The sequence below is a fragment of the Pseudomonas sp. KCJK9058 genome (assembly GCF_046230975.1).
Taxonomy (GTDB): domain Bacteria; phylum Pseudomonadota; class Gammaproteobacteria; order Pseudomonadales; family Pseudomonadaceae; genus Aquipseudomonas; species Aquipseudomonas alloputida.
In genome coordinates this window covers 1-17,753 of record NZ_JBJJLR010000043.1, presented here as the reverse complement: position 1 = coordinate 17,753, position 17,753 = coordinate 1, and the positions used below count along the sequence as shown (strand labels likewise).

19 protein-coding genes and 1 tRNA gene are annotated in these 17,753 nt (G+C 62.7%); 12 read left to right on the top strand and 8 right to left on the bottom strand.

From position 1 onward, the window contains the following. Nucleotides 1–115: 115 nt before the first annotated feature. On the top strand, nt 116–1,024 hold the full coding sequence (gene prmB, locus ACK59Z_RS20270) for a 50S ribosomal protein L3 N(5)-glutamine methyltransferase (RefSeq protein ID WP_003252797.1): 909 nt from the start codon (nt 116–118) through the stop codon (nt 1,022–1,024). 128 nt (nt 1,025–1,152) lie between these two features. On the opposite strand, the gene ACK59Z_RS20265 is transcribed toward prmB, so the two are convergent. Beyond that, nucleotides 1,153–1,935 carry a hypothetical protein gene (locus tag ACK59Z_RS20265; protein WP_409293604.1) on the bottom strand — a complete coding sequence of 261 codons (783 nt, stop codon included), beginning with the start codon at nt 1,933–1,935 and terminating at the stop codon, nt 1,153–1,155. A gap of 65 nt (nt 1,936–2,000) precedes the next feature. Then, entirely contained in the window at nt 2,001–2,963 is a 963-nt protein-coding gene (locus ACK59Z_RS20260) for an alpha/beta hydrolase (protein WP_003252801.1), read from the bottom strand. A gap of 238 nt (nt 2,964–3,201) precedes the next feature. Here ACK59Z_RS20260 and aroC point away from each other — a divergent pair, with 238 nt between their 5' ends. From aroC to ACK59Z_RS20245, 3 genes are all read left to right on the top strand, one after another. Next, nucleotides 3,202–4,293, top strand: a complete 1,092-nt coding sequence (gene aroC / locus ACK59Z_RS20255; RefSeq protein WP_060538718.1) for a chorismate synthase — start codon at nt 3,202–3,204, stop codon at nt 4,291–4,293. Between the two features lie 164 nt (nt 4,294–4,457). Further along, nucleotides 4,458–5,612, top strand: a complete 1,155-nt coding sequence (locus ACK59Z_RS20250) for an MFS transporter (RefSeq protein ID WP_004577081.1) — start codon at nt 4,458–4,460, stop codon at nt 5,610–5,612. Then, nucleotides 5,612–6,148, top strand: coding sequence for an oxidase (locus ACK59Z_RS20245; RefSeq protein ID WP_409293603.1), 537 nt, complete (start codon nt 5,612–5,614; stop codon nt 6,146–6,148). The genes ACK59Z_RS20250 and ACK59Z_RS20245 overlap by 1 nt, the downstream gene beginning before the upstream one ends. A 124-nt stretch (nt 6,149–6,272) precedes the next feature. Here the strand turns inward: ACK59Z_RS20245 and ACK59Z_RS20240 are convergent, their stop codons facing one another. After that, nucleotides 6,273–6,545, bottom strand: coding sequence for a DUF3509 domain-containing protein (locus tag ACK59Z_RS20240; protein WP_003252809.1), 273 nt, complete (start codon nt 6,543–6,545; stop codon nt 6,273–6,275). 266 nt (nt 6,546–6,811) lie between these two features. Between ACK59Z_RS20240 and ACK59Z_RS20235 the strand changes: the two genes are divergently transcribed. Next, nucleotides 6,812–7,336: an ankyrin repeat domain-containing protein gene (locus ACK59Z_RS20235; RefSeq protein ID WP_003252811.1), complete on the top strand. Its 525-nt coding sequence runs from the start codon at nt 6,812–6,814 to the stop codon at nt 7,334–7,336. A gap of 60 nt (nt 7,337–7,396) precedes the next feature. Continuing rightward, nucleotides 7,397–7,927, top strand: coding sequence for a hypothetical protein (locus tag ACK59Z_RS20230; protein WP_003252814.1), 531 nt, complete (start codon nt 7,397–7,399; stop codon nt 7,925–7,927). Between the two features lie 123 nt (nt 7,928–8,050). On the opposite strand, the gene ACK59Z_RS20225 is transcribed toward ACK59Z_RS20230, so the two are convergent. Further along, nucleotides 8,051–8,989, bottom strand: coding sequence for a ZIP family metal transporter (locus ACK59Z_RS20225; protein WP_003252816.1), 939 nt, complete (start codon nt 8,987–8,989; stop codon nt 8,051–8,053). A 126-nt stretch (nt 8,990–9,115) separates the two neighbouring features. Here ACK59Z_RS20225 and ACK59Z_RS20220 point away from each other — a divergent pair, with 126 nt between their 5' ends. The 4 genes from ACK59Z_RS20220 (at nt 9,116) to ACK59Z_RS20205 (ending at nt 12,452) form a co-directional block, all read left to right on the top strand. Next, on the top strand, nt 9,116–9,307 hold the full coding sequence (locus ACK59Z_RS20220) for a PLDc N-terminal domain-containing protein (RefSeq protein WP_003252818.1): 192 nt from the start codon (nt 9,116–9,118) through the stop codon (nt 9,305–9,307). Nucleotides 9,308–9,446: 139 nt separating this feature from the next. After that, a complete protein-coding gene (locus ACK59Z_RS20215; protein ID WP_409293602.1) occupies nt 9,447–11,504 on the top strand; it encodes an LTA synthase family protein in 2,058 nt (685 codons plus the stop codon). A 204-nt stretch (nt 11,505–11,708) separates the two neighbouring features. Continuing rightward, nucleotides 11,709–11,945, top strand: coding sequence for a hypothetical protein (locus ACK59Z_RS20210; protein WP_003252823.1), 237 nt, complete (start codon nt 11,709–11,711; stop codon nt 11,943–11,945). A gap of 174 nt (nt 11,946–12,119) precedes the next feature. Beyond that, nucleotides 12,120–12,452 carry a ribonuclease E inhibitor RraB gene (locus ACK59Z_RS20205; protein ID WP_003252824.1) on the top strand — a complete coding sequence of 111 codons (333 nt, stop codon included), beginning with the start codon at nt 12,120–12,122 and terminating at the stop codon, nt 12,450–12,452. Between the two features lie 247 nt (nt 12,453–12,699). On the opposite strand, the gene ACK59Z_RS20200 is transcribed toward ACK59Z_RS20205, so the two are convergent. Further along, nucleotides 12,700–13,500, bottom strand: coding sequence for a cytochrome c (locus tag ACK59Z_RS20200; protein WP_004577085.1), 801 nt, complete (start codon nt 13,498–13,500; stop codon nt 12,700–12,702). Nucleotides 13,501–14,026: 526 nt separating this feature from the next. Between ACK59Z_RS20200 and ACK59Z_RS20195 the strand changes: the two genes are divergently transcribed. Continuing rightward, entirely contained in the window at nt 14,027–14,761 is a 735-nt protein-coding gene (locus ACK59Z_RS20195) for an amidotransferase (protein WP_003252828.1), read from the top strand. 101 nt (nt 14,762–14,862) lie between these two features. Here ACK59Z_RS20195 and ACK59Z_RS20190 read toward each other — a convergent pair whose 3' ends face one another. The 3 genes from ACK59Z_RS20190 to ACK59Z_RS20180 form a co-directional block, all read right to left on the bottom strand. After that, entirely contained in the window at nt 14,863–15,834 is a 972-nt protein-coding gene (locus tag ACK59Z_RS20190; protein WP_100774552.1) for a magnesium and cobalt transport protein CorA, read from the bottom strand. Between the two features lie 68 nt (nt 15,835–15,902). Beyond that, entirely contained in the window at nt 15,903–16,616 is a 714-nt protein-coding gene (locus ACK59Z_RS20185) for a 1-acyl-sn-glycerol-3-phosphate acyltransferase (RefSeq protein WP_004577086.1), read from the bottom strand. A 120-nt stretch (nt 16,617–16,736) separates the two neighbouring features. Next, nucleotides 16,737–17,426, bottom strand: a complete 690-nt coding sequence (locus ACK59Z_RS20180) for a crotonase/enoyl-CoA hydratase family protein (RefSeq protein ID WP_100774550.1) — start codon at nt 17,424–17,426, stop codon at nt 16,737–16,739. A 198-nt stretch (nt 17,427–17,624) separates the two neighbouring features. Between ACK59Z_RS20180 and ACK59Z_RS20175 the strand changes: the two genes are divergently transcribed. Further along, nucleotides 17,625–17,714 (top strand) — tRNA-Ser (locus tag ACK59Z_RS20175). Nucleotides 17,715–17,753: the final 39 nt, after the last annotated feature.

The following is a 17,753-nucleotide window of genomic DNA, read 5'->3' as shown; positions in this document are numbered from 1 at the left end:
TGACAACGCAAGCGGCATGGTTACTGGCCTGTGGCTAGCCTTTGGGCAAGGCAAAGGAACAAATGTGCGGGTGGGGCTGTTAGACTTTTGTCCGGTCTGAAAATAGGAGTACCCCGTGATCACATCCCGTCTGCGCACGCTGCGCGACTACATCCGCTGGGCGGTCAGCCGCTTCCACGAGCATGACCTGTTCTTCGGTCACGGTGCCGACAACGCCTGGGACGAAGCCCGCCTGCTGGTGCTGGGTGCGGTGCACCTGCCATGGGAGGTGGCCGACAGCTACCTGGACTGCATGCTCGAGGACGACGAGCGAGTACGCCTTCAGCACCTGCTCAAGCGCCGTATCGAAGAGCGTGTACCGGCCGCCTACCTGCTGGGCGAGGCCTGGTTCTGCGGCATGTCGTTCATCGTCGACGAACGGGTGCTGGTGCCGCGTTCGCCCATTGGCCAGCTGATCGAAAAACGTTTTGAGCCGTGGCTGGCCAGCGAGCCGGCGCGCATTCTGGACCTGTGCACGGGGTCGGGTTGCATCGGCATCGTCGCCGCTGACGTGTTCCCCGAGGCCGAGGTGGTGTTGGCCGACCTGTCGTTCCAGGCCCTTGAGGTGGCCAACCAGAACATCGAGCGCCATGGCCTGGACGGGCGCGTGTACACCGTGCAGGGCGATGGCTTTGGCGGTTTGCCGGGGCAGCGTTTCGACCTGATCCTGTCCAACCCGCCGTATGTCGATGCCGAAGACTTCGACGACATGCCGGCCGAGTACCACCATGAGCCCGAGCTGGGCCTGGCCTGCGGCAGCGACGGCCTGGACCTGGTACGGCGGATGCTGGCCGAAGCGGCTGACCACCTGACCGAGAAGGGTTTGCTGATTGTCGAAGTGGGCAACAGCCAGGTGCATGTCGAGGCGTTGTACCCCGAGGTGGACTTTGCCTGGCTGGAATTCGAGCGTGGCGGGCACGGGGTGTTCATGCTCACCGCCGAGCAGTGCCGCCAGCATCAGGAATTGTTCAAGGCCCGCGTTTAGACTATTTGGGGCTGCTTTGCAGCCCATCGCGACACAAGGCTCCACCAGGTGCGCGATCAATCTGTGGGAGCGGCCTTGTGTCGCGATGGGCCGCGAAGCGGCCCCAATCTCCACCGGCTGATGCGGTCTTAGCGGGTTGCAATCCAGATCAACAGCCCTGCCTGGAACACGGCAAACGCCACCAGGCAGGTAATGGTGAAACGCAATCCGCCGTCTTCGCGCTGGTATTTGGCCACGCGCTCATCCCGCTCGCGCAGTTGCCCTTCCTTTTCCTGCAGTTGCTGGTCCGCCTGCTGCAGCAGGTTGGCGGCATCCAGAATCTCCACCCGCTGCAGGCGCTCGTTGCTCCAGGCGGCCTTGAGCTGGCCCACCGTCATATCCGCGGTACGGCCCTTCAGGTGCTGGCTGTCCTCGTACTGCACCTCGATACCCACCCCGCGCAAGCAGTGGTCACGGCGCAGGCGTGAGTCCTCGTTCAGGGCATCCTTGCTTGGCAGCGCCATGCCTTCAACCCGGTAGTGCGACCACCTGCGCTGCAACCACTGCGCGGCCTGGGCCAGCATGAAACGCCCGATGCCACGGTTCACCGGTTCCAGTTGCAGGCCATGTTCATTGCCAATACGCGCCAGGCGCTCGGCATGGTCGACGCGGATGTCCAGGCGGTTCTGCTCTTTGTGCACTTTCTGCCCAGGCAACTGGATTTCCATGCGCAGCAGGCTGTGTGCCTTGTCATGGCGCTCGGCATAGCCGAACTGCACAAAACGCAGCGGCCGCGCGCCGGTGCTGCGGTCGGTAGGCAGTGCTGCCAGGCGTAGCAGCTGGAAATGTTCGGCGGTCAGCTCGGCCCAGGGCAGGGCGGGGATTTCCTGGGGTTCTTCGGCCGGCTCGACGGCGGTGGGGGAGGTGGTCATCAGGGCTTGTCCTCAGCTATGCCTGCTTTATCGGCAGGCATGGCTGAGACCTGAGCCTGTTTGACTTACGCCGAAGGCAAATGCTGGATGAACGTCACAATTCGCTCGCCCAGCTCACGCGCCAGCGGCAGCTCGGGGTTGAGGTAGCTGTCGCGCTGCTGGCTCATGCCCTTGGGGCTGATGCGCAGCATGTGGTTCATGCCATCAATCAGGACCAGTTGTGCATCTGGCTTGGCCGCTTTCAGCCGTTGGGCGTCGGCCACGTCTACCTGCACGTCGTTGCGCCCCTGCACGATCAGCGCGGGCATCGGCAGGCGGGCAAAGGCGGCTGCCGGGTTTTGCTGGAACAGCGAAATCAGGTACGGCTGCACGCTGGGGCGAAACACCTGGCGCAACGGCGCTGGCACATCCAGGCTGGTCTGCCCGGCCTGCAGGCGGTCGAGCAGGGCACTGCCACCGGCCAGTTGCGCGGGCGGCAGGCGCTGGGCCAGTTGTTCGTGCAGCACCTCGGCCAGCGGCCGGCCGCTGCCGGCCAGGGTGATGACTGCGCTGGCCCCAGCCTGCTCGGCGGCCAGGCTGGCAATCAGTGCGCCTTCGCTGTGGCCAATCAGGATCAGCGGGCCGAAGCGCGGGTCGGCTTTGAGCTTGCGGCTCCAGGCGACCACATCGGCCACGTAGCGCTCCACGCTGAGGTCACGCTCGTCAGGCGTGGCCGGCTGGCTGGCGGCCACCCCGCGTTTGTCGTAACGCACGCTGGCAATGTGTTCGTTGGCCAGCAGCAGGGCCAGGCGCTTCAGGTTGTCGACCCGGCCCGACGCCGGGTTGTTGCCGTCACGGTCGGTGGGGCCGGAACCGGCGATGATCAGCACCACTGGCGGCGGGGTGGCCTGTTGTGGCAGCAGCAGGCTGCCGTGCAGCACGCCCTGGCCGGTGTCCAGGTCGATCGGGCGTTGCAGTACAGTGGGGGCGGCGGCCTGGGCAAGGCCGGTGCACAGCAGGAAGAGCAAGGCGACGAGGCGCGACATCATGCGGTACTACATGGGGAGATGTGGGTTTGACCCAATGTTTGCAGGAAGGTTCTCGGGTGTGCGTGGCAGGTTCGGCCTCTTCGCGGGTGAACCCGCTCCTACGGGGGGGCTGCACACCATTGGAATCTGGTGGTGACCGTGTAGGAGCGGGTTTACCCGCGAAGAGGCCAGCACAGTCGAGCCAACCATCTGTATACTGCTGCTTTCGTCCATTTCAGGCAGAACTCGCGGAGCGTCCATGTCCGGCAATACCTACGGCAAGCTGTTCACTGTCACCACCGCTGGCGAGAGCCATGGCCCGGCGTTGGTCGCCATTGTCGATGGATGCCCTCCGGGCCTGGAAATTTCCCTCGCCGACCTGCAGCACGACCTTGACCGGCGCAAGCCCGGCACCAGCCGGCACACCACCCAGCGCCAGGAAGCCGACGAGGTAGAAATCCTTTCCGGCGTGTTCGAAGGCCGCACCACCGGCTGCTCGATCGGCCTGCTGATCCGCAACACCGACCAGAAGTCCAAGGACTACTCGGCCATCAAGGACCTGTTCCGCCCGGCCCACGCCGACTACACCTACCACCACAAGTACGGTATCCGCGACTACCGCGGCGGCGGCCGCAGCTCGGCCCGCGAAACCGCCATGCGCGTGGCCGCCGGCGCTATCGCCAAGAAGTTCCTGGCCACCCAGGGCATCACCGTGCGTGGCTACATGAGCCAGCTGGGCCCGATCGAAATCCCGTTCAAGACCTGGGAGTCGGTGGAGCAGAACGCCTTCTTCAGCCCTGATCCGGACAAAGTACCTGAGCTGGAGGCCTACATGGACCAGCTGCGCCGAGACCAGGATTCGGTGGGCGCCAAGATCACCGTGGTCGCAGAAGGCGTGATGCCCGGGCTGGGCGAGCCGATCTTCGACCGCCTGGATGCAGAGCTGGCCCATGCGCTGATGAGCATCAACGCGGTCAAGGGCGTGGAAATCGGCGCCGGCTTTGCCAGTGTGGCCCAGCGCGGCACCGAGCACCGGGACGAGCTGACCCCGGAAGGCTTCCTCAGCAACAACGCGGGCGGCATTCTGGGCGGTATTTCCTCCGGTCAGCCGATCATTGCGCACCTGGCGCTGAAGCCCACTTCCAGCATCACCACCCCGGGCCGCTCGATCGATGTCGATGGCAACCCGGTGGACGTCATCACCAAGGGCCGCCATGACCCGTGCGTGGGCATCCGTGCCACGCCGATTGCCGAGGCGATGATGGCCATTGCGCTGATGGACCACCTGCTGCGCCACCGTGCGCAGAATGCCGATGTGCAAGTGAATACCCCGGTGCTGGGCCAGCGCTGATCCACCTGCACCGGCCTCTTCGCGGGTAAACCCGCGCCTATAAAGATTTCACCGCCCTCAGGTCCTGTGGTATCCCTGTCACTGCACCTGAGGGCGGTGATATCCCCATGTAGGAGCGGGTTCACCCGCGAAGAGGCCGGCCCAGGTCCCCACAAGGCCACCCCATGCAACCCATCCCCTACTGGCGCCTGTCCAGCTTCTACCTGTTCTATTTCGCCCTGCTGGGCTCCACCGCACCGTTCCTGGCGCTGTACTTCGACCACCTGGGCTTCTCCCCGGCGCGCATCGGCGAGCTGGTGGCCATCCCCATGCTGATGCGCTGCGTGGCCCCCAACCTGTGGGGCTGGCTGGGCGATCGCACGGGCCAGCGCCTGTTGATCGTCCGCCTTGGCGCGCTGTGCACCCTGGCCACCTTCGCCCTGATCTTCTTCGGCAAAAGCTATGCCTGGCTGGCGCTGGTGATGGCCCTGCACGCGTTCTTCTGGCATGCGGTGCTGCCGCAGTTCGAGGTCATCACCTTGGCCCACCTGCACGGGCAAACGTCGCGCTACAGCCAGGTACGTCTGTGGGGTTCGATCGGTTTCATCCTCACCGTGGTTGGCCTGGGCCGCTTGTTCGAGTGGTTGAGCCTGGACATCTACCCGGTGGCGCTGGTCACGATCATGGCCGGCATCGTTGCCGCCAGCCTGTGGGTGCCCAATGCCCAGCCGGTGGAACAGGGCGGGCGCAGCGGCACGGGGGGCTTCCTGCAGCAGTTGCGTGCCCCGGGGGTGATCGCGTTCTACGCGTGCGTGGCCCTGATGCAGCTCAGCCACGGGCCGTACTACACCTTCCTTACCCTGCACCTGGAGCACTTGGGCTACACGCGCGGTGCCATCGGCCTGTTATGGGCGCTTGGGGTGGTGGCCGAGGTGCTGATGTTCATGGTCATGAGCCGCCTGTTCGCCCGTTTCAGCGTGCAGCGCGTGCTGTTGGTCAGCTTCCTGCTGGCGGCATTGCGCTGGCTGCTGCTGGGCAACCTGGCCCAGGAGCCGGCAGTACTGATCTTCGCCCAGTTGCTGCACGCGGCCACCTTCGGCTGCTTCCATGCCGCCAGCATCGCGTTCGTCCAGGCCAGCTTCGGTGCCCGCCAGCAGGGCCAGGGCCAGGCGCTTTACGCAGCGCTGTCGGGTACCGGCGGTGCGCTGGGGGCGCTGTACTCAGGCTACAGCTGGAAGCTGCTGGGCCCCACCTTCACCTTTGGTATGGCCAGTGCCGCAGCCTTGGCCGCAGCCGTTATCATTGCCCTTTGTTCGCAACCGACCAGGACCCGCCCCTGATGAGCATTCTCAGCGTTTTCCACCCCGCCAGCCCGGCACTGCCGAACAAGGTGCTGACTCACCACGACGACATCGCCGCTACGTTGGCCGAACAGGGCGTGCGCTTTGTGCATGCCGAATCTGGCCTGCGGGTGCGCCCGGGCACGGCCCAGGACGAGGTGCTGGAGGTTTGCCGGGGGTATCTGGATGAGTTGATGACGGCGCATGGCAGCAAGGCCTTCGCGCTGCTCAACCGCGACGGTGAAGACCCGGCACAGGTCGATGTGCGTGATGAGCATGTACATGATGCCGACGAGCTGTTCGCCGTGGTCAGCGGGCGGGCGCAGGTTGGCCTGCGGCTGGGGGACTGGGTGTATTCGGTGCTGTGCGAGAAGGGTGACCAGCTGCTGGTGCCGGCCGGGACGCGGCGCTGGGTTGAGCTGGGTGATACACCGTTTTGCCTGGCGTTGCGCTTGTATGGCAGCGAGCAGGGCATGCAGGCGCGGTTTACCGGGGATGTGACGGCGCGGGCGTTTCTGGGGATCGACGAGTTGTAATGGCATTGCCGGCCCCTTCGCGGGTTAACCCGCTCCTACAGCGGTTTGCGCCGCCCTAAGGCATCGCGCAGTCCATGTAGGAGCGGGTTCACCCGCGAAGAGGCCAGTTCAGGCAATACACCCCTCAGCGGTAAGTCGGCAGGGCAAACCGCTGCTGGCTCTGCAGCATCGAGATGACCGGCAACTCACTGGCCTCTTCAGCCAGGTCACGACGGATGGCACTGATCGCCCAGGACAGCTGTTCGGCACTGTGCAATTGCCCGTAGGTCAGCACCCGTCGGGTAACCTTGCCATCCGCTGCGCGCAGGGTAAGCAGTACACCGCCATCGGGCCGGGCTTTGGTATTTACCTGATAGGCCGAAAATACCGAGGCGAACTTTTGCTGGATGAGGTCCATATCAACTCCTGGCTGTTGTGTGGCAGACATGAGTTGATGGTTGCAGTGACCGTGCCAGAATCCTGGTTGGCGAAAAACCCAGTAAATACAGGCGGTTACGGGTAATTTGCAGAAGCGGCATCGTGCAGGCTGCACGGTCGTGCATTTTGCACAGTGCATTTTGCACGGGTCAGGGTTTGCCTATCGGCCTCATAGAATCTGAACCTTTGACCGCAATGGCATGCCTGACGAACACTTGGGCCATCAATTATGCCAGGAGGTTCCCTATGTCCAGCCAAGCCGCACCCGCCACCATGACCGATGACGAAACCGCTGCGTTCGCCGAGCAGGTGTTCGAACGTGCCCGCCAGGGCGACGCCGACATGCTCGGGCGCTTGCTTGCCAGCGGCCTGCCGGCCAACCTGCGTAATCACAAGGGCGATACCCTGCTGATGCTGGCCAGCTACCACGGTCACCACGAGGCGGTGCGCGTGCTGCTGGCGCAAGGTGCCGATCCGCTGATTGCCAACGACAATGGCCAGCTGCCGATTGCCGGAGCCGCATTCAAAGGGGACCTGGCGATGATTCGCCTGCTGGTGGAGCATGGCGTGCCGGTGGATGCCGCCGCGCAGGACGGTCGCACCGCGCTGATGTTGGCGGCCATGTTCAACCGCAGCGAAATCCTCGACTACCTGCTGGCACAAGGGGCCGATCCGGCGCACCAGGATGCCCGTGGCATCACCGCCCTGATGGCGGCGCAAACCATGGGCGCAGCAGACACCGCCGCGCGCCTGCAAGTGCTGGCCGGCTAACCGCCTGGGGGCATTTGCGGCTATCCTTGGCGACTTTTCACCCGTCGCAGGCCCCCTTTCATGAAAACTCAGTTGCTCGAATTCATCAGCCTCATTGGCGCCGGCTGCATGCGTGAGGCAGACATCGAGCGTATCGCCGACGAGGCCGCCCAGGCCTACGCCGACCCTGCCGCCTTCCTGGCCGCCAACCCCGACATCAACTACGACGACACTTTCCCGATGCCTTTGGGCGAATGGGTGGTGCTGGGCAGCCTGCCGGATACCGTGGTGTTCCAGGCCGACAGCTACCAGGCGCTGTTCCAGCAGATCAGCGACTCGTTCGACAACAGCGTGCCGTTTACCCTCAAGCCCAAGCAACTGGCCCGTACCGAGCCACTGACCGCGCTCAACCGTATCCAGGTGCAGATGGGCGCGCTGAACAAGGAGGCGGGGGGTTATGTGCTGCTCAACTTCAGCCAGTTGCTGGATGACGAGCTGCAGATGGTCATGGTGGGGCAGCAGGACCTGGCGCGGGTAATGGAGCTGGGTGCAGCGCTGGGCATCAAGGTCGAGCCGGCGCTGGAGGCTTTGAAAGTCGCCGTCCACATCTGATACCAGTGATTGCTTGTTCGCGGGCATGCCCGCTCCCTCAGGTACTCCAGCGCATCAGGCCCTGTGATAACCCTGTGGGAGCGGGCGAGCCCGCGAAGAGGCCGGCTCACGAAACATCAATCTTCAGCCCAGCGCAGTGTCGAGAAACATCATCACCGCAAACCCGCCCATCAACCCCAGGGTCGCCGCTGTCTGGTGCCCGTTGCGGTGGGTTTCGGGGATCACCTCGTGGCTGACCACAAAGATCATCGCCCCTGCCGCCAGCCCCATGCTGATCGGGTAGGCGAGGGCAAAGCCGGTAGAAATCCCCAGCCCGATCACCGCCCCTAGCGGCTCCATCAGGCCCGACCCTATCGCCACCAACGCGGCCTTCAGGTTGGAAAGCCCTGTGGCGCGCAAGGCCAGTGCCACGGCCAGCCCCTCGGGGATGTCCTGGATGGCGATGGCACTGGTCAGCGGCAGGCCGATGTTCATGTCGCCATTGGCAAAGCTCACGCCAATCGCCATGCCTTCAGGCAGGTTGTGCAGGGTAATCGCCAGCACAAACAGCCACACCCGGCTGATGCGCTCGGCTTCGGGCCCGCACGGGCCGGTGCTTTCGTGTTCATGCGGGGTGAAGCGGTCCAGGCCCAGCATCAGCAGCACACCCAGGCCCATGCCCAGCACCACGGTAAACGCAGCGGCCGGGCCGTTGCCCGTGATCTCGCGGGCAGCCTCCAGGCCCGGCAAAATCAGCGAAAACGAGCTGGCGGCCAGCATCATGCCGGCAGCAAAGCCCAGCATCACGTCCTGGGTGCGCGCGTTGACATCGCGCAGCACCACTGCCAGCACGGCGCCCAGTGCGGTGGCGCCAAAGCCGGACAACCCGCCCAGCATGGCCAGGTGCAGGTTGTCGGCATGGTCGCCGTTCACCGCGTTCCAGAGGCTGGCGGCCAGCAGCACGCACACCGCCAGCAGGCTCAGCCCCAGGCCGGCGCTGAGCCAGGGGGTATCGGTAACCTGCTGGCGCCAGGCCTGCAGCAGTGAAGAGGGGGCGGCGCTTTGGCTGTGGGTGGGTGGCATGCGAACCTCGAATCAGTGAATGCAGTCAGTCTACCGAGGGACCTGCGACATCCGCCAAGGATTCCCTTCTATTGCTGCGATAGCTGACTATGCTGTGCAGCAAAGCCTCTGGACAGGAATTCAGACATGGGATCTACCTTCAACAGCCTGGTCGGGCTGATCATTCTGGCGCTGGATATCTGGGCCATTCTCAACGTGATCAAGAGTGGCAGCGAGGTGGGCATCAAGGTGTTGTGGATCTTGTTGATTGCCTTGTTGCCGGTGGTGGGGCTGGTGATCTGGGCGATTGCCGGGCCGCGGGGGAATGTGCGGCTCTAGGCGCGTTACTGACATAGCCAGTAATAGGGCCGTGACAAAATTTTCACATTGGTTTAAACAGAATCCGCACCCGCATAATGCTGCGTTGGCCTAGCGCCATCGCCTCTTCGCAAACCGCAATCCTAGGACCTTCCCATTCATGGCTAACTCCGACGCCTTGAAGCAACAGGGCGCGCGAACGTCATTTTCGCCGACCTTGAAATCCCACCTGGCCTACACGCTGCTCAGCGGCCTGGTGATCATGCTGATGCTCAGCCTCGTGCGCCTGGCGCTGCTGGCCTACAACAACGACATGGTCGGCGATACCCCTTATTCGACGGTCGCCGAAGGCTTCCTCAACGGCTTGCGCTTCGACCTGCGGGTGGTGGTTTACATCAGTATTCCGCTGCTGCTGGCCATCCTCAGTCCCTGGGCCATGGCCCGGCGTGGCGTGTTCCGTTTCTGGCTGACCCTCGCTTCGAGCGTGGTGATGTTCCTCGGCCTGATGGAAATGGACTTCTACCGCGAGTTCCACCAGCGCCTCAACGGCCTGGTTTTCCAATACATCAAGGAAGACCCGAAAACCGTCATGAGCATGCTCTGGTACGGTTTCCCGGTGGTCCGCTACCTGCTGGCCTGGGCCTTCGGGACCTGGCTGCTGAGCCTGCTGTTCAAAGGTATCGATCGCGCCACCCGTGCCGAAGGCCTGTACCGCGTTGCCCCGTGGTACAAGCGCCTGGCGGTATTCATGGTGATCCTGCTGGTGGCCGTGGTCGCTGCCCGTGGCACCCTGCGCCAGGGCCCGCCAATGCGCTGGGGTGATGCCTTTACCACGGACTCCAACTTCGTCAACCAGCTGGGCCTGAACGGCACCCTGACCCTGATCGACGCTGCCAAGAGCCGTTTTGGCGAGGACCGTGCCAACATCTGGAAGCCAGTCCTGGAGCAGGACGTGGCCACGCAAAGTGTGCGTGAGCAACTGCTGACCGCCCACGACACGCTGGTCGACGCCGACGAAGCCGCTATCCGCCGCGACTTTGTGCCGCCGGCTGACCGTACCCTGCCGATCAAGAACGTGGTGGTGATCCTGATGGAAAGCTTCGCCGGCCACTCGGTAGGCGCGCTTGGCAGCCCTAACAACATCACCCCGTACTTCGACAAGCTGGCCAAAGAAGGCCTGTTGTTCGACCGCTTCTTCTCCAACGGCACCCATACCCACCAGGGCATGTTCGCCACCATGGCCTGTTTCCCCAACCTGCCAGGTTTCGAATACCTGATGCAGACCCCGGAAGGCGGCCATAAGCTGTCGGGCCTGCCGGCCCTGCTCAGCGCCCGTGACTACGACGACGTGTACGTCTACAACGGCGACTTTGCCTGGGACAACCAGTCCGGGTTCTTCGGCAACCAGGGGATGACCACCTTCATCGGCCGTAATGACTTCGTCAACCCGGTGTTCTCCGACCCGACCTGGGGTGTGTCCGACCAGGACATGTTCGACCGCGGCAACGAAGAGCTGGCCAAGCACGATGGCAAGAAGCCGATCTACGCGCTGCTGCAGACGCTGTCCAACCACACGCCGTACGCCCTGCCGAAGGACTTGCCGGTAGAGAAAGTGATCGGCCAGGGCCGTCTGGACGAGCACCTGACTGCCATGCGTTATTCGGACTGGGCGCTGGGCCAGTTCTTCGAGAAGGCGCGTAAAGAGCCTTACTTCAAGGACACCCTGTTCGTCATCGTCGGTGACCATGGCTTTGGCAACAACCAGCAGGTTACCGAGCTGGACCTGGGCCGCTTCAACGTGCCGCTGCTGCTGATTGCCCCGGGCATTCAGGAGAAGTTCGGTGCGGTGAACCACACTGTGGGTACCCAGGTCGACATCGTGCCGACCATCATGGGCCGCCTGGGTGGCAAGGCTCGCCACCAGTGCTGGGGGCGCGACCTGCTCAATCTGCCCGAGGGTGACCAGGGCGTGGGCATGATCAAACCGTCGGGCAGCGAGCAGATTGTCGGGTTGGTGCAGGGTGACCGTATCCTGATCGAGTCCAAGGACATGAGCCCGCGGATGTACCGCTACCAGTTGGGCAGCGAGTTCAAGGCCGAACTGATCGAAAGCCCGGACCAGCCGGAAATGCTCAAGAAGCTGGAAGCGTATATCCAGACGGCGACCAAGAGCCTGCTGGATAACACCGCTGGCGTGGTGCACGGCACACCGAAGTAAACCAGGGCCGCGTTGCGGCCCATTCACGGGCTTGCCCGCGCCCACAGGCTTGCACAGGGTTCGAACCTTGTGCTGGCCCTGTGGGCGCGGGCAAGCCTGCGAATGGGCCCCGCACAATTTCCCGGACTGAACATTATCCCCGCCCTAAGGTCAGTTATTCAGGCATCACACACCTGGTGTTCGTTGACTGAGAGGGTCCGTTCAATGAAAGAGTGGGAAGTCATTTTTGCCGACCAGAAGGGCGAACCGTCCACATTGCTGTTGCATGCCGAGCATTGCCCCAGCGAGGAAGACGTTGCGCGGGCCATCCGCTCACACCTGTTTCCGGTGATGGACGAGCTGGACCTCAACGACTTCCAGGACCGTATCATCTCCCCGACCGCACGCTGGCTCAAAGAGCATAGCGGTGTGACCATCACCAGCATTCACGAAGTCCCCTGAACCACACGTTTGCGTGGTGCCTTGGCAGGCACTACGCTGGAGAAGGGCCTGCCTGTTCTGCGGGTTGGCGCCGCTACAATTCGCGTCTTGCATCAGCTCGAACTGCACGGCCTTTGCCGGCAGGTGCGTAGTGCACGGAAAGTCTATCCATTGCTTTATTCAGGAGGACGATTCATGAGCAGCCAGAACGACGATATCAGCAGCAACGTCCTGCGCCAGATGAAAGCAGGCGGTTTCGACTTCACCCAGATCCACCCCATCGAGTTCTATGCCGTATTCCCGGACGAAGCAGGGGCCCGTCGTGCAGCCGGGCAGTTTCGCGGGGAATCGCTCAATGCCCAGGTGAAGGAGCTGGGCGACGGTGCCTGGCACCTGGAGCTGAGCAAGGTCATGTACGCCACCCATGGCGGGATTGGCGACTTTGAAGAGGCCTTCGAGCAGTTGGTGACACCGTATGGGGGTGAGGTGGAAGGGTGGGGCGTTAAGCACGAACGGCTCACGGCCTGACAGTTTTGTGTTGGCCCGTTCGCGGGTTAACCCGCGCCTACACATTGATGGAGGGTGGACACCCCCCTGCCGTTGTAGGAGCGGGTTCACCCGCGAATACGGTGGCGGCGGCAACGATGAACGGCCGGGGATATTGGCCAGCAGGACCGGCCCTTTCGCGGGTGAACCCGCTCCTACGACGGTCTGTGTTCAACCCCCGGTGTGTGTCCACCACCGTGTAGGCGCGGGTTTACCCGCGAAGAGGCCCTCAAGGCTTACGCGCTGCCATGTGCCCCAAATAGGCCAGCAGCGCATCCAGTTCCTGTTCACTCAACACACTTTCGGCAAACCCCGGCATCTTCGCCTGCGGCCACCGCCGCAGGCTTTGCGGGTCGCGTATCAACTTGCGTAAATAAACCGGCTGAAAATACTCGGTCGGGTTATACGGCACATTCAAGTCCGGCCCCACCTGCCCATCCCCCGCACCGTTCAACCGGTGGCACACCAGGCAATTCTGCTGGAACAGGGCAAAGCCCTGGCGCACCGGGCTGTCGGCCGGCAGCTTCGGGTCGGGTAGCAGCGCAGGAAACCGCTGGTCCACCGGGGCCAGCTTGCGAAGGGTGGCGATCTGGAATGGCCACTGTTCAGGGCGGATGCCGCTGGCCTGCGGCGCAGTCCACACCAGGTAGAACGGCCCGGCACTTGGCTTGCCTGGACCCAGTGACGGCCACGGCGTGTCGGGGTCTTCCACGGCCAGCCAGGCCCGTGCCGGCCCTTGCTGCAGCAAGGGCGCAGCGGGCATTTCGGCGGCAAAGCCATCCAGCGCCACGGCCTGCAGGTGATCGCTGGCAGTCACGCCTTTCAGCAGCGTGACCAGTGGCACCGCCCGATAGTGCATGGGGCGTTTGTAGGATACGTCCTGTTCGATGCTGATGTCCTGGGCCTCAGGGTGGCCAAGCAGTTCGGCGCTGCTCCACTGGCGCGGTGTCGCGCCCAGTTCAAGGTGCAGTTGCGCCGCCGACAATGGCAGGCTCAGGAGCAACGCTAGCAGGGCAAGGCAGTGGCGCATAGGCGATCTCCGACCATCAAGGCCAGCAGGTTACCTGTGCGTTGCCCGTTGGCGCCACCGCCGCAATCAGCCAAACAAACGTGTCAGGTTCGGCAAGATCAACAGCAACGTGGTGGCAAATAAAATGAGCCCAGCTTGGCGAATTTTCGATTGTCTGAACATGGCGGACCGCCTTCTTGTTGTTATTCCTGAATACCCGTTGGCTTCCTTGTCGCGCTTCGGGTCGATCGCAGTAGCGTTGAATGGCGCCGGACTGCTTGCCGCTTGAAAGTGGATATACCTTCAACAGTAGGGTGTGCGTTATCCATATTTGAGAACCCTTTGTTCTAACCGTGCACTAAAACCATTCCTCTGGCTATGAGGCTAAGTGCTATCTAGCTGACACGCTCTATCTAGACAGTGGCGCAAGCACCCGGTAGGCGCCGACGAAATGTGACCGTTCGTCAGTGCAGCCTACTTGCTTGTACGTGCCTTTCGCGGCAGTCTCTACAGCAGATTACCACCCATGTCGTTCAGGACTACCCCTATGTCGTTACGCATCTGCATCCTTGAAACCGATGTCCTGCGACCGGAGTTGACGGCGCAATATCAGGGCTACGGCAGGATGTTCGAGCAGCTCTTCTCGCGTCAGCCGATTGCCGCCGAATTTTGTGTGTACAACGTGATGCACGGCGACTATCCCGCCGACAGTGAAAAGTTCGATGCCTACCTTGTGACGGGCAGCAAGGCCGATTCGTTCGGTACCGACCCGTGGATCCAGACGCTAAAGGCCTACCTGCTCAAGTTGTACGAGCGCGGTGAAAAGCTGCTGGGCGTGTGTTTTGGCCACCAGTTGCTGGCCTTGACCCTGGGTGGCAAGGCCGAGCGGGCTGAGCAAGGCTGGGGCGTGGGTATTCATCGCTACTCGTTGGCGGCGCATGCGCCCTGGATGGACCCGGAGGTGTCGGAACTGACCTTGCTGATCAGTCACCAGGACCAGGTGACCGAACTGCCTGAAGGCGCTACGGTGATCGCCTCCAGCGATTTCTGCCCGAATGCGGCGTACCACATTCGCGACCAGGTGCTGTGCTTCCAGGGCCATCCGGAATTCGTGCATGACTACTCCCGCGCACTGCTCGATGCGCGCCAGGAATACCTGGGTGACGAGGTGTACCACAAGGCCGTTGCCAGCCTGGCCACCGAGCACCAGGGAGATTTGGTAGGGGAGTGGATGTTGCGGTTCATCCAGCAGCCATCAAAGGCCAGCGACAGCGCCGCTTAAGCGGTGGCAACCCTTCGCGGGCACGCCCGCTCCCACAGGTTGTGCACAATGCTGAAAATTGTGAGCCACCTGTGGGAGCGGGCGCGCCCGCGAAGAGGCCATCAAAGCCAACCCGATTTCTTGAAGCTGGCATATAACCCGGCACACCCCGTCACAATCACCCCCAATACCGCGAAGTAACCATAGTGCCAGCTCAGCTCCGGCATGTTCTGGAAGTTCATCCCGTAAACCCCGGCAATGGCCGTAGGGAATGCCAGAATCGCCGCCCAGGCCGCGAATTTGCGCTGCACGATGCTTTGCCGTGACGATTCCAGCAGCATGCCGATCTCGATCGTCTGGCTGGCAATGTCGCGTATGCCGGCCAAGTCTTCCATCTGCCGTGTCACGTGAATTTGCACATCACGAAAGTACGGGCGCATGTTCTTGTCGATGAACGGGAAGTTCAGGCGCTGCAGTTCTTCGCTCACTTCAACCAGGGGGGCCACGTAGCGGCGCAGGCGCAGGATGTCACGGCGCAGGCTGTGCAGGCGGCGGATGTCGTCTTCCCGCAGCGAGCCGCCCAGTACGCTTTCCTCCAGCGCTTCGATCTCGCCATGAATGGCCTCGCTGACCGGTTGGTAGTTCTCGGTGACGAAGTCGAGCAGGGCGTACAGCACGAAGTCTTCGCCATGTTCCAGCAGCAGGGGCCGAGCCTCGCAGCGCTGGCGAACCATGGCGTAGGATTTGGAGTGGCCGTTGCGGCAGGTGATGATGTAGCCGTTGCCCGCGAAGATATGGGTCTCGATGAATTCCAGTTTGCCTTCGTGGCGCACTGGCGAATAAGTGACGATGAACAACGCGTCACCGAAGGTTTCCAGCTTGGGCCGGCTGTGTTTTTCCAGGGCATCTTCGATGGCCAGTTCGTGCAGGTTGAACTGCGACTGCAGGTTGGCCAGCTCTTCGGCATTGGGCTCTTCCAGGCCGATCCACACAAAATGCCCCGGCTTGCGCGCCCACTCGCTGCCTTCGTCGATGCTGATGTTGGTGACCTTTCTGCCGGCGCTGTACACCGCCGATGCCACGACTCGACCCATGGTTGTCCGCTTATTCGATTGAACACGGATACAGCTTGGGCTGTACCCGGCTCCAGAGCAACCCCGGATCAGGCCAGTTCTTTTTCCATGCGGTCAATGCACTGCTGCATTTGCACCCGGCATTGCTCGATCAGCGCGGGCAGGTCCTGCAGCGTCATGCCCGTCGTGGCAATGGGCGGCAGCGAGCGCACAATCACCGTGCGCTGGCGCCAGCTGTTCAGGCTCAGGCGCCTGGCATAGCGGCTGACGCAGACCGGCACGATCGGCACACCGGCCTCGATGGCCATGTGAAACGCGCCTTTCTTGAACGCCAGCAAATGCTCGCCGGGATTGCGTGTGCCTTCGGGGAAAATCCAGATCGAGGTGTCGTCCTGCAGAACCCGGGTGGTCTTCTGTATGGCCCTGCGTGCCTGATAGGCATTCTTGCGGTCGACCAGCACGTTGCCGCCCAGCCAGAACAATTGGCCGAACAGCGGGATCCAGCCCAGGCTCTTCTTGCCGATGGCGACGGTGCGTTGCGGCACCACTTGGCCCAGCACGAACAGGTCGAAGTTGGACTGGTGGTTGGCCACGATCACACACCCGGGTGGATGGTCCCACAATGGGCCGACTTCGGCCTTGACCTTGATGCGCATCAGCCAGGTGGCCGGCAAGCTGTAGAGCCGGGCGAAAACGCGGCTGTTGTCAGGGTTGAAGGGGCGGCACAGACCAATGATCAGGCCCACGGCGCCAACGGCAAGAAAATGCAGCCCCAGCAGGAACATACGCAATGAATAAAGCATGGTACGGCTCACACCAGACGGTCGCGGGGCAGTGTACGGGTGTGCACTGGTTGGGGCAAACCTTGGTGCAGGCCTGTTCCGCCCCTTTCGCGGGCAAACCCGCGAAAAGGGCCCGTGCGGTTAGCCCATATGCTGCTGATCCAGCTCGATCGCCTTGTCCAGCGCCTCCAGCAGCCCTTTGCGCACTTTCAGCTTGGTGTTCTTGTGCGCCAGCATGTTCAGCTTCTTCAGCTCTCGTGCTGCAGTCATTGCCGCTTCCTGCAATTGCTCGGCCGGTACTACCTTGTCGAGGAAGCCGGCATCCACGGCACCCAGCGGGTCAAACACTTCGGCATTGATCACCGAGCGGTGGAAGGCCGAGCGGCGCAGGCGGTCGCGGGCCAGTTCAATGCCGGCGTGGTGCATGGTCATGCCGATTTGCACTTCGTTCAGGCATACCTTGTATGGCCCATCGACGCCAATGCGGTAGTCGGCCGACAGCAGCAGGAAGGCGCCCTTGGCCACGGCATTGCCGGGGCAGGCGACCACCACAGGGAACGGGTGCGACAGCAGCCGGCGGGCGAGGGTGGAACCGGCGGTGACCAGGCTGATGGCGTCTTTGGGGCCGCGGGTCATTACCTTGAGGTCGTAACCGCCTGACAGAATGCCCGGCTGCCCGGTGATGATCACTACTGCACGCTCCTCGGTAGCGCGGTCCAGCGCTGCATTGAAGGCAGTGATGACGTCCGGCGAGATGGCATTGACCTTGCCGTTGTTCAGGGTAAGGGTGGCGATGCCGTCTTCGGCGTGGTAGGTAATCAGCTCGCTCATGGCAGAGTCCTTTTGTTGGCGTGGCGACGACGTTACCCAGCGCCAGGGGCGAGGTAAAGCAGCAAGGCTGACTGGTCGGTCAGTGCTCACGGCAGCCCAAGTGCAAATACATGAAAAAATTGAAAAAAATGCTTGCCAAAGGGAAAGTCTTTCACTAAATTAGCGCACCTCGACAGGCCGCAAGGCTTGAAGAGAAACGGTGAAGTGTCCGAGTGGTCGAAGGAGCACGCCTGGAAAGTGTGTATACGAGAAATCGTATCAAGGGTTCAAATCCCTTCTTCACCGCCACATTCTACGAAGAGCCCCCGCGCTGAAAAGCACGGGGGC

What these genes read in the sequence shown, in the direction of transcription:
- ACK59Z_RS20265 (WP_409293604.1), bottom strand. Translation starts at nt 1,935, where the DNA reads ATGACCACCTCCCCCACCGCCGTCGAGCCGGCCGAAGAACCCCAGGAA.
- ACK59Z_RS20260 (WP_003252801.1), bottom strand. Translation starts at nt 2,963, where the DNA reads ATGATGTCGCGCCTCGTCGCCTTGCTCTTCCTGCTGTGCACCGGCCTT.
- aroC (WP_060538718.1), top strand. Translation starts at nt 3,202, where the DNA reads ATGTCCGGCAATACCTACGGCAAGCTGTTCACTGTCACCACCGCTGGC.
- ACK59Z_RS20250 (WP_004577081.1), top strand. Translation starts at nt 4,458, where the DNA reads ATGCAACCCATCCCCTACTGGCGCCTGTCCAGCTTCTACCTGTTCTAT.
- ACK59Z_RS20245 (WP_409293603.1), top strand. Translation starts at nt 5,612, where the DNA reads ATGAGCATTCTCAGCGTTTTCCACCCCGCCAGCCCGGCACTGCCGAAC.
- ACK59Z_RS20240 (WP_003252809.1), bottom strand. Translation starts at nt 6,545, where the DNA reads ATGGACCTCATCCAGCAAAAGTTCGCCTCGGTATTTTCGGCCTATCAG.
- ACK59Z_RS20235 (WP_003252811.1), top strand. Translation starts at nt 6,812, where the DNA reads ATGTCCAGCCAAGCCGCACCCGCCACCATGACCGATGACGAAACCGCT.
- ACK59Z_RS20230 (WP_003252814.1), top strand. Translation starts at nt 7,397, where the DNA reads ATGAAAACTCAGTTGCTCGAATTCATCAGCCTCATTGGCGCCGGCTGC.
- ACK59Z_RS20225 (WP_003252816.1), bottom strand. Translation starts at nt 8,989, where the DNA reads ATGCCACCCACCCACAGCCAAAGCGCCGCCCCCTCTTCACTGCTGCAG.
- ACK59Z_RS20220 (WP_003252818.1), top strand. Translation starts at nt 9,116, where the DNA reads ATGGGATCTACCTTCAACAGCCTGGTCGGGCTGATCATTCTGGCGCTG.
- ACK59Z_RS20215 (WP_409293602.1), top strand. Translation starts at nt 9,447, where the DNA reads ATGGCTAACTCCGACGCCTTGAAGCAACAGGGCGCGCGAACGTCATTT.
- ACK59Z_RS20210 (WP_003252823.1), top strand. Translation starts at nt 11,709, where the DNA reads ATGAAAGAGTGGGAAGTCATTTTTGCCGACCAGAAGGGCGAACCGTCC.
- ACK59Z_RS20205 (WP_003252824.1), top strand. Translation starts at nt 12,120, where the DNA reads ATGAGCAGCCAGAACGACGATATCAGCAGCAACGTCCTGCGCCAGATG.
- ACK59Z_RS20200 (WP_004577085.1), bottom strand. Translation starts at nt 13,500, where the DNA reads ATGCGCCACTGCCTTGCCCTGCTAGCGTTGCTCCTGAGCCTGCCATTG.
- ACK59Z_RS20195 (WP_003252828.1), top strand. Translation starts at nt 14,027, where the DNA reads ATGTCGTTACGCATCTGCATCCTTGAAACCGATGTCCTGCGACCGGAG.
- ACK59Z_RS20190 (WP_100774552.1), bottom strand. Translation starts at nt 15,834, where the DNA reads ATGGGTCGAGTCGTGGCATCGGCGGTGTACAGCGCCGGCAGAAAGGTC.
- ACK59Z_RS20185 (WP_004577086.1), bottom strand. Translation starts at nt 16,616, where the DNA reads ATGCTTTATTCATTGCGTATGTTCCTGCTGGGGCTGCATTTTCTTGCC.
- ACK59Z_RS20180 (WP_100774550.1), bottom strand. Translation starts at nt 17,426, where the DNA reads ATGAGCGAGCTGATTACCTACCACGCCGAAGACGGCATCGCCACCCTT.